15 protein-coding genes are annotated in these 13193 nt (G+C 66.0%); 7 read left to right on the plus strand and 8 right to left on the minus strand.

Annotated elements, in window-relative coordinates; all coding sequences use genetic code 11:
* Positions 1–347 precede the first annotated feature (347 nt).
* The 3 genes from Actkin_RS00090 to Actkin_RS00100 all read right to left on the minus strand — a co-directional run bounded on the left by Actkin_RS00090 (position 348) and on the right by Actkin_RS00100 (position 1619).
* Positions 348–635, minus strand: a complete 288-nt coding sequence (locus tag Actkin_RS00090; protein ID WP_258905380.1) for an AMED_5909 family protein — start codon at positions 633–635, stop codon at positions 348–350.
* Positions 632–907, minus strand: coding sequence for a hypothetical protein (locus Actkin_RS00095; protein ID WP_258905381.1), 276 nt, complete (start codon positions 905–907; stop codon positions 632–634). Before Actkin_RS00095 ends, Actkin_RS00090 begins: the two co-directional genes overlap by 4 nt.
* Before the next feature lie 283 nt (positions 908–1190).
* Positions 1191–1619, minus strand: a complete 429-nt coding sequence (locus Actkin_RS00100) for a plasmid replication, integration and excision activator (protein ID WP_258905382.1) — start codon at positions 1617–1619, stop codon at positions 1191–1193.
* 232 nt (positions 1620–1851) lie between these two features.
* On the opposite strand from Actkin_RS00100, the gene Actkin_RS00105 reads away from it, so the two are divergent.
* The 3 genes from Actkin_RS00105 to Actkin_RS00115 all read left to right on the plus strand — a co-directional run bounded on the left by Actkin_RS00105 (position 1852) and on the right by Actkin_RS00115 (position 4201).
* Positions 1852–2694, plus strand: coding sequence for a GntR family transcriptional regulator (locus Actkin_RS00105; RefSeq protein WP_258908081.1), 843 nt, complete (start codon positions 1852–1854; stop codon positions 2692–2694).
* Entirely contained in the window at positions 2691–3407 is a 717-nt protein-coding gene (locus Actkin_RS00110) for an HAD family hydrolase (RefSeq protein ID WP_258905383.1), read from the plus strand. Before Actkin_RS00105 ends, Actkin_RS00110 begins: the two co-directional genes overlap by 4 nt.
* A 98-nt stretch (positions 3408–3505) precedes the next feature.
* A complete protein-coding gene (locus tag Actkin_RS00115; RefSeq protein WP_258905384.1) occupies positions 3506–4201 on the plus strand; it encodes an SMODS-associated NUDIX domain-containing protein in 696 nt (231 codons plus the stop codon).
* A 4-nt stretch (positions 4202–4205) separates the two neighbouring features.
* Here Actkin_RS00115 and Actkin_RS00120 read toward each other — a convergent pair whose 3' ends face one another.
* Both Actkin_RS00120 and Actkin_RS00125 read right to left on the minus strand, forming a co-directional pair.
* Entirely contained in the window at positions 4206–5882 is a 1677-nt protein-coding gene (locus tag Actkin_RS00120; protein ID WP_258905385.1) for a reverse transcriptase domain-containing protein, read from the minus strand.
* Between the two features lie 1010 nt (positions 5883–6892).
* On the minus strand, positions 6893–8116 hold the full coding sequence (locus Actkin_RS00125) for a helix-turn-helix domain-containing protein (protein ID WP_258905386.1): 1224 nt from the start codon (positions 8114–8116) through the stop codon (positions 6893–6895).
* Between the two features lie 279 nt (positions 8117–8395).
* On the opposite strand from Actkin_RS00125, the gene Actkin_RS00130 reads away from it, so the two are divergent.
* The gene (locus Actkin_RS00130) at positions 8396–9259 is read left to right on the plus strand and encodes an alpha/beta hydrolase family protein (protein WP_258905387.1); all 864 of its coding nucleotides are present in this window, start codon (positions 8396–8398) and stop codon (positions 9257–9259) included.
* Positions 9260–9319: 60 nt separating this feature from the next.
* Here Actkin_RS00130 and Actkin_RS00135 read toward each other — a convergent pair whose 3' ends face one another.
* On the minus strand, positions 9320–9769 hold the full coding sequence (locus Actkin_RS00135) for a DoxX family protein (protein ID WP_189209003.1): 450 nt from the start codon (positions 9767–9769) through the stop codon (positions 9320–9322).
* Between the two features lie 143 nt (positions 9770–9912).
* Here Actkin_RS00135 and Actkin_RS00140 point away from each other — a divergent pair, with 143 nt between their 5' ends.
* Positions 9913–10440 (plus strand): DUF2020 domain-containing protein, encoded by a 528-nt coding sequence (locus Actkin_RS00140; RefSeq protein ID WP_189209002.1) that lies wholly within the window; start codon positions 9913–9915, stop codon positions 10438–10440.
* Between the two features lie 55 nt (positions 10441–10495).
* Here Actkin_RS00140 and Actkin_RS00145 read toward each other — a convergent pair whose 3' ends face one another.
* The gene (locus tag Actkin_RS00145; RefSeq protein WP_189209001.1) at positions 10496–11161 is read right to left on the minus strand and encodes a hypothetical protein; all 666 of its coding nucleotides are present in this window, start codon (positions 11159–11161) and stop codon (positions 10496–10498) included.
* Between the two features lie 100 nt (positions 11162–11261).
* On the opposite strand from Actkin_RS00145, the gene Actkin_RS00150 reads away from it, so the two are divergent.
* The gene (locus tag Actkin_RS00150; RefSeq protein WP_189209000.1) at positions 11262–11810 is read left to right on the plus strand and encodes a peptidylprolyl isomerase; all 549 of its coding nucleotides are present in this window, start codon (positions 11262–11264) and stop codon (positions 11808–11810) included.
* Between the two features lie 4 nt (positions 11811–11814).
* Positions 11815–12723, plus strand: coding sequence for a rhomboid family intramembrane serine protease (locus tag Actkin_RS00155; RefSeq protein WP_189208999.1), 909 nt, complete (start codon positions 11815–11817; stop codon positions 12721–12723).
* A 6-nt stretch (positions 12724–12729) separates the two neighbouring features.
* On the opposite strand, the gene Actkin_RS00160 is transcribed toward Actkin_RS00155, so the two are convergent.
* The gene (locus tag Actkin_RS00160) at positions 12730–13146 is read right to left on the minus strand and encodes a PH domain-containing protein (RefSeq protein ID WP_258905388.1); all 417 of its coding nucleotides are present in this window, start codon (positions 13144–13146) and stop codon (positions 12730–12732) included.
* Positions 13147–13193 lie beyond the last annotated feature (47 nt).

Here is a 13193-nt window from a genome sequence, read left to right on the forward strand (position 1 = left end):
TGGCGTCCGAGGGGTTCGTGATCGTTCCGAACTCCAGCCCCAGCGCCCCCGAGCAGCGGGCACACCGGTCGTCACCGGGCAGCAGCCGAGCGAACCGCCTGCACTTGGCGCAGCGGGAGTTTCCAGTCCGGGCCGTACCCCTTGCCGAGGGTGCCCCCGAGTGTTCTACGCTTGCCATTGTCTGACTCCACGTTGGGTTGGACAGACAGAAGCGGCCCGCTTGGCAGCCAACCGATGAGGCCGCTTCTGTCGTTGGTTTGATTGCAGCGCAAGGAGAGCGCGCGGCATCGCCGCACCGCCCTGTGTGCGTTAAGCGTGTTGTAGACAGTCCTATTTGGTGTGTTGGTTCACCACCCAGGTAGGTCCAGAGACGACGTAGGAACCACCCCCGTCTCGGCGATGTAGTCCGCATACCGCCGTTCCCGAATGGCCCAGTAGCCCCGCGCTTCGTGGTGGTGACCGCGATCTACCTCGCTCACCTCCGCATAGACGCGAGCGGCCAGCCGGTGGAACGCTTCCCACTCGGCGGCCGAGGCCGATAGCGACGGGCGCAGCCGTGAGATCGCGTCGTGTGCCTGAGCAAGCGTGGCGATCTCACCCTTGCCGGTGCCCACCCGCAGCTCCACGGTGCTCACGCCGATCCCTGTCCGTCGTCGTCCGAGATCAGCGTGTGCCGCCCGGTCGACTCGCCCGCCTGACGCTTCTCCAAGGCATCGGCGACCTTGGTGGCTTCACGGGCCAGCTCCCGGCAGAACTTGGCCAGGAACCGGGGACCGCCTGGGAACGGCGGAACCCGTAGCGCGAGGTCCCCCGGGTCGAGGAACAGCACGAGGCCCGGAGCCCCGCACACCGGCATCGACACAGCCCCGGCCTGTGGTCCAGGCGTGCTGGTCAGCTTGAGACTCATCCGTCGGTCTCCTGAACTGGTCGGTTGACCCGCCGCGTCTCCACGTCCGCGCGACGGTCGAACTCCTCAGCGGCGATCGAGGCGGCGTGACGAGCCCACAAGGGCACCGCCGACTCAGCGGCAAGGACTCGCCACGCCGCCGCGACCTCCGCATATCCCCGAGCCAGCCGCAGCGCCGCCATGTCGTCAGCACCAGGCTCAGCCGCCGCGAACAGCGCGACCGTTTGCTCGGAGTACGCCACGTTCCAGCGGGCGACAGCCTCACGAGACGCCCGCCCAGGCATCACGCGGCCGTCTTCTGCTCGCCCGAGGAAGCCGCGGACCTACCCCCGCGCGCACCACTAGGAGCCCGCATCCCCGAGGCGCGGAAGCTGTGCGCGATCCGTCCCTTGGCGTTGGCGTACGGCGTGATCGTCAGGTTCTCGAACTCCACCGCCGCGAACGGGAACCCGTTGGCCTTCGGCGGAGGAACCGGCTGGTGATCCGCCACGATCTTCACCTTGAACTCCGCGCCGAACCGTGCCGCTTCCTCGTTCGCGTCCAGCGCCCGCACGACCCACACGAGCCGCCCGGTCTCCTTGTCCCTCTCCTGCTGCTTGGGCGCACCCTGGTTGTCCGAGAACGCCATCGACGGCTCCACACCCAGCACGAACGCACCGAGCGGAAACACCTCCCCGAACTCCACGACGAACCGCGTCGGGATGACGGGCATCACTACCACCTGCCTAACCGGACTAGACGACCTGTACAAGTTCGAACGGTACGACAGCTTGGCTAGACATGTCAAGCAACGCTAGCTCACTAGGTGACCTAGGCAAGTGTGCTTGCGCACCTTCATACTTGGTTGCGACCAAGCGAACCGCAAAGCTCCGCAAAGCGCGCTCGCGGTGTTGCGTCCGCGCACGCAACGCGCCGCCGTGCACGCCACAGAGAGGACAGCCGAGATGGCGTTGGACCCGGACGACCCGCGCCCGCCCTACGTACAGGTGGCGAACGCCCTGAGAGCCGCCATCCTCACCAAGAAGTTCGCACCGGGGGACAAGCTCCCCTCACGCAACGAGCTGGCTCGCACCTACAACGTCGCCCCCATGACCGTCCAGAACGCGCTTCGCGAACTCCGCGACGAGGGCCTGATCGTCTCCCGCCAGGGCAGCGGCGTCTTCGTCCGCGACCGCACCGAGCGCCCCGTCGGCCTACGCCCCCACATCGAACGCGCCTTCGAGGCCGAACACGTCACCATCGACTTCGCAGGCTTCTCCGGCGAAACCCTTCACGGCGCCATGCAGGAACCCCTAGACAAGATCCGCGCAGGCCGCCTACGCCCCGAGTCGATCCACGTTCGCATCCTCATCCCCGACACAACGGCACCTCTGGCCATCCCGTGTCGCGTCGAGGACTTGGCCGACTCACCAGAGTTCCGCGCCCGCGCAACCGCGATCATGCACCGTCACGTAGGAGCAATCACAGACACCGTGAAGGAGTTGGGCGCACTCGGCCTGGTCAGGGAGGCCACCGCCACCGTGCGCGTGCACCACGCGGCCCCGCTCTTCAAGCTCTACGTCATCAACGGCGACGAAGCATTCTTCGGCTTCTACCCGGTCCGCGAACACGTCATCACCTTCGGCGAGAAGCCCACTGCGATCTACGACCTCATGGGCAAGGACGCCATCCTGTTCTACCACTCCGTCACCGACGACGACACCAGCACCGGCAGTCAGTACGTAGAGCAGGCCCGGACTTGGTTCGACAGCATGTGGAACACCGTCTCGGCCGAGTTCACCCCATGAGCCGCGACGTGGACGACTGGGCCGCGGTTCACGCCTGCCTAGCTAAGGCCGATGCCCTATTACTCGACTTCGACGGGCCGGTCTGCTCCGTATTCTCCGGCTTTCCCGCATACACTGTGGCCGACCAACTTCGTGACACCCTCATTCAAGGCGGCCATCGACCCTTGCCAATTGAGGTTCGCCAATCCCCGGACCCGTTCGAGGTCTTGTACTACGCCGCCACTCTTGGCGAGGAAGAAACACGTTACGTCGAGGCAGCGTTCACGGCGCATGAGTGCGAGGCGATCCAGACAGCCCAGCCGACACCTGGAGCGCATCATTTTATTCGAACCTGGCATAACTCGGGTCGCCCGTTGGCGATCGTAAGCAACAACAGCCGGGCCGCCATCGAAACTTACATCTCGCTCCACAACCTTGGAGCTCAGGTAACCGCCGTAGCGGCCCGCGACTTCATTGACCTGAGTCATCTCAAGCCATCGCCCTATCTCCTGGTAGAGGCACTGGCCCGTATGAAGGTCGAGGCTGATAACGCTGTCTTTCTCGGCGACTCGGCCACTGATATTCAGGCGGGACGAGGAGCGGGAGTCAAATGCATTGCGTTCGCTAATCGTCCACATAAAGTTGATAGTTTGGGCAGACTCACTCGCATTACAATTACCCGCTTCCCTCTCGCGGGCCCTTATTGGGTGGAAAGTAGGTACGAAGTCGAATGATGAGACCTAGCTTCTACGCGATTCTCTTCATCGCGTCCATTGTCGCTCTAACCATTGTACCCGCGAACAACAACGTAATGGTAGGACTGGTTTCAGGGGTGGCCACGACGTTGATTGTTCCAATCATCGATCTGGTACTCACAAATCGACGCGAGCTCTCAATCGCGTTGCGAACGAAAGTTAAGTGGAAACAACGTGTAAGGGTGTCGGCATCCTACTTGCTAAGAATCCGCATCGATGATCGGTATCTTCTTGTGCGAGGTTCACGTTATCGTTCCCAAGCTCAGCCGGTGGGAGGCGTGTATAAGTACTTGAAGTCGGCCGAAAAAGTATTAAGCGGCTTTTCAGCAGTTAGTGACGACTTGATACCAATCGACAGCGTGAGTAAAGCGGACCTCAGAGTGAAGATTCCTGCCACCAACGTCACCAAGTTCATCAAATGGTTTGAAAGTCGGGATGATCGCGAATACGGGTTCTGGCGAGAGTTCTACGAGGAGCTAGTCGAGCCTGGGTACCTACGACAAGTTGACTTTCCATACGTGACCGGCACCTTCGTCCGCCAGAAACGCCTTTTCCGATTTAGCGAGTTTGCTCAATGCTATGAGCTTCTGATTGCCGACGTATTCGAAACTGACCTCACCGAGCGTCAGCGTGATCTCATCAAGCAGGCTGTGAGCGACCACCCCGATGAACTGTTCTTGGCGACTGCAGATCAGATACACCGCCGCGGAGCAGTACCGGGAAAAGCGAGCCAACTTCTGGACATCCCGCCAACGGCACAGTGGACACTCTAAGGCATCAGTCAGCGAACAACTCACGATGAAGGTTAACGAGCGACGGGAGCTTCGTCACTGAGGTGAGATACCCGATGACGCGCGCCAAGGACGGTCCACGTTTCGCGTAACGGTTGACCGTTGACAGATCTAGTTGACCCGCCCTTTTCAATGCGACCAAGTAACCGCGGATCATCGCGTGATCATTATCATTTTGGGCGGAAGTACGAATCCAGGCCAGGTCGACCGAGTCGCGCTTCCTAGCTAGTACGTTTGTGGCAATTATTCGCAGGTAGTCATGCTTGTTTCGGTCTCGGGCCACACTGCGGGCTGCATCTACCCAAGCCGTACTGATGCTTTCGCGAGGACACGCCAACATAAGCGCGAAGAGATAGTACATCACGTATGGGTCGAGACTGCTTTCCTCGTTCGTCAAGTACGCATCAATGGCCTGTCGTACCTCAATCTGGTCAACAAAATGACTCAGGTACTCAGCCACAACGTGCGCCACCGGGCTGAGTGCGTCGAGACGGCCGAGGACCTCCTCTATGAGCTTCGAATCTCGTATTCGAGACAACCTGTAGAGGCTAAACTTGGTTGCGCGGAGATCCAAGCCTTCACTTTTCTTTAGTTCCTGATTCAGCATTGCCCGAAGCAAGGGTCTGGCTTGTCGATATCGTCTGGTGTCGAACAGATACGTTATGTGGTCGCGCATACTATTCAGGTCGGCATTAAGGGCATCCTTGCCCATAAGCAAACTTGTCTTCTGGGAGCTAGCGATCAACCCTCGCTTCTTGCACTCCCGCTCGAACAATCGCATTGCGGCAATGGATTGGCTTCGAGTGGCCGCCACGATACGGACATCATCCATGTAGCGGGAATAGTTGAATCCTGCCTCAAGCATGGCTCGGTCAACTGGAAGCATGTAGAAATTGCCGAGTACCCGCGAGACATCTGGCCCTTGTACCAAACCGTGGCCGGGAGAGGTCTCCCACTGGCTAAGCATGGCCTCAAGGGGTGTAAGCCAGTCTGCAGATACGCCCAAAGCGCGTAAGTCGTTCAACAAGTACTCATGTGTGACAGTGTCGAAATATGAAGCTAAGTCAGTCTTTATGAGCCATTCGTTACCTTGCTTGACCTGCCTTCTTACGTATCGACCCCATTTTTGCCATTGGTTGACACCCCTCTTGAGAAGGTATGAGCTGACGGCGTCATCGATCCTTGATGAGAAGACGACGCTGGGCAGTAATCTGTCGATTGCGATGGCGAATCGACGTACAGCTACGTGGTAACTCAGCCTATCGTGCAGTGATAGGAGATGCCCCGTCCTGGCGAAGAACGGTGTCTTCGGGACTTCAACACTGGTGACGGAGTCGAACCGAAGGTCACGTAACCGCTCGATTGACTCCGATATGAGGACAAACCTGTTCTGTAGAAGGTCTGCGTGGCGGACTATGTCAGGGATCCAAACCTCTTTAAGATCCTGTGCCTCTATCTCAGTTAACGCTGTCGCAAACTCCAAGCGTTGGGGAGAGATGCTTTTCCCGCCTTCTGTAAGCGCGCTTGATAGGAGCATCTCATCCACATAGATGTGACCGCCGTAACTAAGTGATGGAAGAACACCTGTTTCGCACCACCGACGGACCATGTGCAGCGGAATGTCGAGCATCCTTGCTACGACCCGTAGTTCGACTGGCCGCACTCCGCTGCTCCTGTCCACTAGAAGGCGGGTTGATTGCTTGCTGAAGATACCTCTAGAGGATCAAGGCCGCGCCGCCTGCGCGACGCGGCGCGGTGTGCCTGTCCCGCTGGCGGCGTGGTCCGTATCCATCGCGCCACGGCGCGGGCTCCCGCTTCGCTCCGCCCGCGCGGACGCGCGGCACGGCCTGGGTGCCCAGTCCAGTACGCGCCGCGCCACGCAGGCGACACGGCATCAAGAGCCGAACGAGCAGGCAAGGCGCTTCCACGTCGCCGCGATCGTCTAACGCCGTGAGCACGGCATCAAGAGCGCCTGCGGCGTCGCTACGCGATGGAGCGCAGCTCCACTCTTGACACCGCACTCCCAGCGCTAGGAGCGGCCTGTACGAAGAAGCGGGGGCGAGTAAGCCCCGCGGTTCTGACCCAGCTTGTCGTCTCACCTCAAGGAGCCCGCAAGGCGCCAGAGCCGGTTTCACCCAGGCCCGAACCAGGGGGTCATGTGGACCAGGCACGCCCTTATCGAGGACCGGACGACCTACGAGGAGACGAAGCGAGCCAGCCGCCGGAAGGCCAGCGAGCCGCGGAAGCGGCCAGCGCCCCGCCCGATCAGCACGACAAGGCTGCGCCTGGTCACCCGCTACGGACATGTGCGAGCAGCCCACGAGTCGGCGTGCCCCCAGCGTGCCCCTTGCGTGCCCGGAGCAGGGGGAACTCGCGGGGAACAGCAGGAAGCGATCCAGGGCGGATAGCTCACCGTGGCCGCATGAACGCCCGCAGGTAACATCCAGTAGCCGTCCGGACATTTGCAAGGCAGGGGTTAGGGGTTCGATTCCCCTCGTCTCCACACCTGAACGACCGAAGGCCCAGTAGCCGGGATCGCCCCGCCTGCTGGGCCTTCGTCGATCACCGGGCCGCCTGCTCGACGTCCTGCAGCGCCCGACTGCCGAGGATGCTCAGTCGTTCGAGGGCGGGTCCGTCGCCGTTCCTGGGCCCACCAACTGACCCGGGGCGGGATCACACGTCGACGGCCAGGCGGTCGGCGAGGTGTTGCACGGGTGTTTGGCGGCGCTTGGCGCGTTCTGCCAGTTCGCGGACTGTTTGGCGGCCCAAGGTGTGGTAGCGCAGCCACTCCGGGGCGGTGCGCTCGGCTGCCAGGAGTTGGTCGACCGCGGCTTCGTCGTGGTCGAGTTCGCTGTGGGCGATGGCGAGGTCGAGCAGGTGGCGGGCTCGCCAGGTCGGGGAGACCCAGCCCTGTCGCGGCACCTCCTCGGCGAGGGTCAGCGCCTTGTCGAACTGTTCGCTCTCCACCGCGGCGTTGACCGCCGCGATACCGGCGTTGGTCGGACCGAACGGGGTGGCGTAGAGGTTGAGGTCGCTGCCGATCCGGGCGGCCGCGGCGCGTGCCAGGCTCAGGTGTTCGTCGCTGCGCCCGACCCGCTTGTCGCGCACGGCGGCGCTGGCGGCGCGCAGCAGGAGAATGCCCCAGACGGCCAGGCGTTCGGGCGGGTCGCGGACGAAGTCCGGACCCATCCGCTCGGCTTGGCGCAGTGCAGCGGTCTCGGCGTCGGCGAGCCGACCTTGCTTGAAGAAGACCCAGGACAGGGCCGAGACGTTCATGGCGTGGAGCAGCTCGTCGTCGGACTTCTCGGCTGCTTCCTGAGCGCGGATGAGGCCGATATAGCCGATGTCGGCCTTGCCGAGCCCGGTCATCATGGTCGAGGCGATCTGGAGGACTTCGGACAACAAGCCGTATGCCGCCACCTGGTCCTGACCGGAGAGCGCCCGGGTGGCGGCCCGGGTTTCGGCCATCAGTCCGGGCAGCATGGCCCCGAGCTGCGCGAAGCTGCCGTGCTGGCGGACGTGCTCGGCTTCCTTGAGCGCGCTGCGCAGGTGCTCGATGGCGGGCGGCTCATCGTCGAAGACGTTGTCGTCGCCGAGTCCGGGAAAGTGGTCGAGGGCGCTCAGCTCGTCCCGGATCGCGAGGATGCCCACCGCTGCCTCGTCGACCGTCGCCTGGATCGTGCCTGCCTGCCCGAGGAGCCTGGGAAGCTCGATGTCCAACGCCCGTGCCAGGCGGGTCAGCGAACTCATGCTCGCCGTGTGCCGCACCTCCTGCTCCAGCTTCCGCACCAGGTCGACGCTGACCTGCGCTTTCTCGGCCAACTGCTCCTGGGTGAGCAGGCGGCGGGTCCGCGCCCGCTTGACGCGCGCGCCCAGGCTCACGTCGTTGCTGGTCAAGAGGCCATCACCTCCGGTCGGATGGTTCCACGGTACGGCCGATCGCGGCGCCGATGAAGGCAGGGAATCTCGTGGCCCGCTTCCGGGTCGTCTTCGGGGTAAACCCCGATTCCGCGCGGCGGTCGCGCGCTTACGTTGGGGTGTATGCAGAACGCGATTGTGTCTACTGTGGCCGTTCTTGGGTTGACCGCCGGGTTGCCCGCTCCGTCCGGGGAACTGCCGGTGGGGGTCGGCTCGCTACGGGTCGTCGATCGGGAGCGCGGGGATCCGTTGGGGGGTGTGGACTATCGGGAGCTGATGGTCGACATCCGGTATCCGGCGCGGTGGGAGGCGGGGGAGGCGGCGGCGCAGTTCGGGGCCGGGGAGGCGGCGGCGTTCGGGGAGTTGGCCGGGCGGTTCAACTACGGGGTCGAGCCGGGGGGTTTCGACTGGGCCGCGACGCGCACGCACGCCTACCGGGACGTGCCGGTCAGGGAGGGGCGGTGGCCGGTCGTCATCTACTCGCCGGGGTTGGGGGACGCGCGGGCCTGGAACACCGGGTTGGTGGACGACCTGGTCAGCCGCGGCCACGTCGTCATCACCATCGACCACACCTACGACTCCTCCGGCGTGCAGTTCCCGGACGGGCGGGTCGTGCGGAGCGTGTTGTTCGACGCGGAGCCGTCCCGCGAGCTGATCAAGACCGTGCTCGACACCCGGGTGGCCGACCTGCGGTTCGTGCTCGACCAGCTGCCGCACGTGGCGGCGCGGTTCCGGATGGATCTGCGCCGGGTCGCCGTGGTCGGGCACTCGGCGGGCGGGGCCGCCGGACTGCAGGCCATGTACGAGGACGCGCGCATCAAGGCGGCGGTCAACTTCGACGGGCAGCTGTCCTACGCGTTCACCGACGACGGCAGCGACCTCATCCAGGTCGCCCAGGCGGGCCTCTGCCGCCCGTTCCTCCTCGTCGGCGCCGGACCGCCCAAGCCGTCGTGGCGGGCGCTCATGGCGCACTCGGAGGGCCCGCACAGCGCCCTCAGCGCGCCGCACGCCACGCACGCGTCGTTCACCGACGCGGAGGCGCTGCTGCGGGGCGACCCGCACGGGCTCGTCGAGTGGAACCGCCGGGTCGTGGCCGACTTCCTCGACCGCGCCATCGGCTAGCGCTGGTTCCACGTGGAACCAAGGCGGCCTGCGCCGGTCCCCGCGCAGGCCGCCTGACGGTCACGCGGGGATGAGGAAGCCGTCGTTGGCCTGCTCCGCCGACGACGCCGTCCGGATCTTCGCCAGCGCCGTGTCCAGCGCCCAGCGGCCGGGGCCGATGACGGCGATGACCAGGAACGCCCAGCAGAACAGCGCCGAGAGCTCACCGCCGTTGGTCAGCGGGGAGAGGTCCTTCGGCTGGTGCGCGACGAAGTACGCGTAGGCCATCGAGCCCGAGCACAGCAGCGCCGCGATTCGGGTGGTGAGGCCGACGAGCACGAGCGCGCCCGCCACCAGCTGGATCACCGCCGCCCACCAGGTGGGCCACTGTCCGATCTCCGGGGTGACACCGCTGCGCGGCGTGCCCATGAAGCTGAACAGGGTCGCGGTGCCGTGGAACGTGAACAGCAGCGCGATGACGATGCGGAACATCTCCAGCACGTGGGGTTTCGATCGCTCGATCAGGTCCATTGTCGGTTGCCCTCTCTGGTCAATCGGCAGGGTGCTCACTTTCTGGTGGCGTAGGCCACACTTGGAGTAATGCCTATCGCGATCGTGCGGTTCAATGAGTGGCGTGGATCACACTCGACTGGGTCTGGTTGACTGCACCCGCCATGAACCGAGTCCTCCTCGTGCTCCCGCTGGTCGCGGTCGCCGCCTGCACGGCGAACCCGGCGCCGGGACCCGCGCCCACGACCCCGCCGGAGACCACGACCACCGCGAGCCCGCCCGCCGAGGCGCCGCCCGCGCCGGAGCCGTCGGCCGACGGACCGTGCCCGTACCTGGAGACCGAGGAGGTGGCGAACGCCAACGGCCAGCGGGTCGGGAGCGTGAAGACCTCCGACGGCGACCCGCCGAGCTGCTTCTTCTACCGCCCCGACGGCAGCGTGCAGCTCACCGTGCGGATCTACAGCGGTGACGAGGCGGCCGCCAAGGCCGTCGTCGACGAGGCCGCGCCGGTGGACAGCTCCAACCCGGCCAACGCCCCCGCCGGGTGGAAGGGCGGCTCGCTCGCCGGGGACGACGGCGCGCTGTACGCGGTCGCCAAGGACGGCACCGCCGTCGTCGTCAGCACCAACCAGGAGCAGACGATCAAGGCGCGCCGGATCACCGAGACGGTCATCAAGAATCTGGGCCTCTGACGCAAAACGGGCCGCGCCCCCCACTGGGGGAGCGCGGCCCGTTTCCGTGATCGGGCTAGTTCTGCTTCTCCGCCGTGATCCGCACCTCGGGCTTGGCCTGCCCGTTGCGCTCGGCCGAGGTCTGCTCGGGCATCGGCGTCGGGACGACCGGCGTGACGACCTCCTCCTCGGTCCGCTTCTTCCCGCGCAGCGCCACGACGGCGCCCGCCGCCATCGCGACGGCGGCGATCAGCCACGGCCAGCGCCGGGGCCCTCGGTTCTCCTTCGCCGCGGCCTTGGCAGCGGCCCGCGCCGCCTTGACCTGCTCGCGCAGTTCCGCGCGGTAGGCCTCGACCTGCGGCTTCAGGTCCTTCTTCAACTGCTTGGCCTGGGCGCGCAGCGGCTTCACCGCGCCTGCCGCGCCCCGCCCCGCCCGGCTGTTCCCGGCGTTCTTGCGGGCCTGCTTCGCGGCCTTGGCCAGGTCCTTGCGGGTGCGCGCGGCCGTCTTCGCCAGGCGCTTGCGGGCCCGCTTCCCGGACTCCTGCAGCTCCTCGCGGGCGACCAGGGCGCTCTCGGCGAGCGCCTCGGCCACCTGCTGCGGGGCCAGGCCCCTGGCCGCCAGCCTGTGCTCGGCGGCCTGCGCCGCCTCGGCACCCGCCGCGCGGGCCTGGGCGGCACCCTGGCGCACAGCGCGCCAGCCGGTGCCGACGGCCTTGCCCACCGTCTCTCCGGCCCGGGTCATCGCTTCACCTCATCTGTCAAGAAGGGTCGGTAACGGATAAGTGACGCGCTCAATCCTGCCCCTAACCGACCGATCCCGCTGAAGATGGCACGATGGGGCGGTGGCAGACAGCAACGAATCGCTCGTCGGGACCAAAGTGACCGCCACCCTGCACACCTCGCTGGGTGACATCCGGGTCAACCTTTTCCCCGACCACGCCCCCAAGACCGTGGCCAACTTCGTCGGCCTCGCGGAGGGCACCAAGCAGTACACGGACAAGAACGCCAAGGGGGGCACGTCCGGCCCGTTCTACGACGGGTCCATCTTCCACCGGGTGATCTCCGGCTTCATGATCCAGGGCGGTGACCCGACCGGCACCGGCCGAGGCGGCCCCGGCTACAAGTTCGCCGACGAGTTCCACCCCGAGCTGCAGTTCAACCGGCCCTACCTGCTGGCGATGGCCAACGCGGGCCCGAACACCAACGGCTCGCAGTTCTTCCTCACGGTGGGCCCGACCACCTGGCTGAACTTCAAGCACACGATCTTCGGCGAGGCCGCCGACCAGCAGTCCCGCGACGTCATCGACGCGATCGGCCGGACCACCACCGGCCCCGGCGACCGCCCGGTCGAGGACATCGTGATCAACAGCATCACCATCGAGCGCGCCTAGCCTCGTGGCGACCCCGCACGGGGCGCAGGCGGGCCTGCCCGTCTGCGCCCGGCACCGCGACCGGCCGACCGGCCTGTCCTGCACCCGCTGCGGCCGACCGGCCTGCCCGGAGTGCCTGGTGGACGCGTCGGTCGGCTACCAGTGCGTGGACTGCGTCGAGCAGGGCCGCCGGACCACCCGGCAGGCCACCACGGTCGCTGGCGCGCGCACCGACGGCAAGGTCGTGCTGGTCCCGATCCTCATCGCGGTCAACGTCGCGGTCTTCCTGCTGACCGCGGTCCTGGCGCAGAGCGTCACCGAGAACGGCGACTCGCCCTTCTTCCGCGCGCTCGTCGGGTTCGACCCGTCGATCACCGATGGCCAGCCGTGGCGGCTGCTCACCGCGGGGTTCCTGCACTTCGGGCCGTTCCACGTGCTGGTCAACATGATGTCGCTGTGGTTCCTGCGCGACACCGAGCTCGTGCTGGGCAGGGCGCGCTTCCTGGCGCTGTACCTGCTGGCGCTGCTGGGCGGCAGCGTGGCCGAGTACGTCTTCGGCGACATCGGCGGCCAGCTCGCGGGTGCCTCCGGCGCTGTCTACGGCGTGCTGGGCGCGCTGGTGGTGCTGGTCATCCGGCTCCGGCGCGGACAGGCGACGCAGCTCATCGTCTACGTGCTGGCGCTGACCCTCATCACCTGGTGGGTGATCCCGAACGTCTCGCTGCTCGGGCACCTCGGCGGGCTCGTCGTCGGCGCGGCGCTGGCGGTCGCGTTCGTCTACGCCCCGCCAGCGAACCGGCTCGCGCTGCACATCGGGGCGTGCGCGCTGGTGGTCGTGGCGCTCGCGAGCCTGTACGTGCTGCGCCAGGGCCAGCTGGCCGAGCTGGTGTTCTGCACCGACCCGACCGCCATGATCTGCTACATCACGCGCTAGACGACGTCAGGTGCGCAGGCGGACCAGGGCGTCGGCGACGTCCTCCGGGTCCGCGCCGAGGTCGAGCCGCCCGAGCAGGACCAGGGCGGGCGGCTCGGCGTTGTCGGCGTCCAGCTCCACCGCGGTCGACACGCGCCCGAGCCTGCGCGTGCGGACGAGCCGCACGTTCACCTCGGCCCACCGCCAGTGCCTGCTGCCCGTCAGCCCGCGCACGGTGAGGCCGTCGCGGTCTGCCGACAGCCGCGGCCGCGCCACCGTGCCGAACAGGGCGATCAGGCCCAGCATGACGGCGGCGACGAGCAGCATGAGTCCGCCGCGCCGGTCGTCGACCAGCAGCGCGGCTGCCACCGCCCCGGCGCACAGCGCCCAGCCCACCGCCACCGCGGCGGGGTCCGGGGCCCAGGACGACCGGTGCTCATCCATGGTTGTCCACAGCAGTTATCCACACTGGGGATGACTTACATCCATGT

The organism is Actinokineospora sp. UTMC 2448 (assembly GCF_024760565.1).
In the GTDB taxonomy this organism is placed as follows: Bacteria; Actinomycetota; Actinomycetes; order Mycobacteriales; family Pseudonocardiaceae; genus Actinokineospora; species Actinokineospora fastidiosa.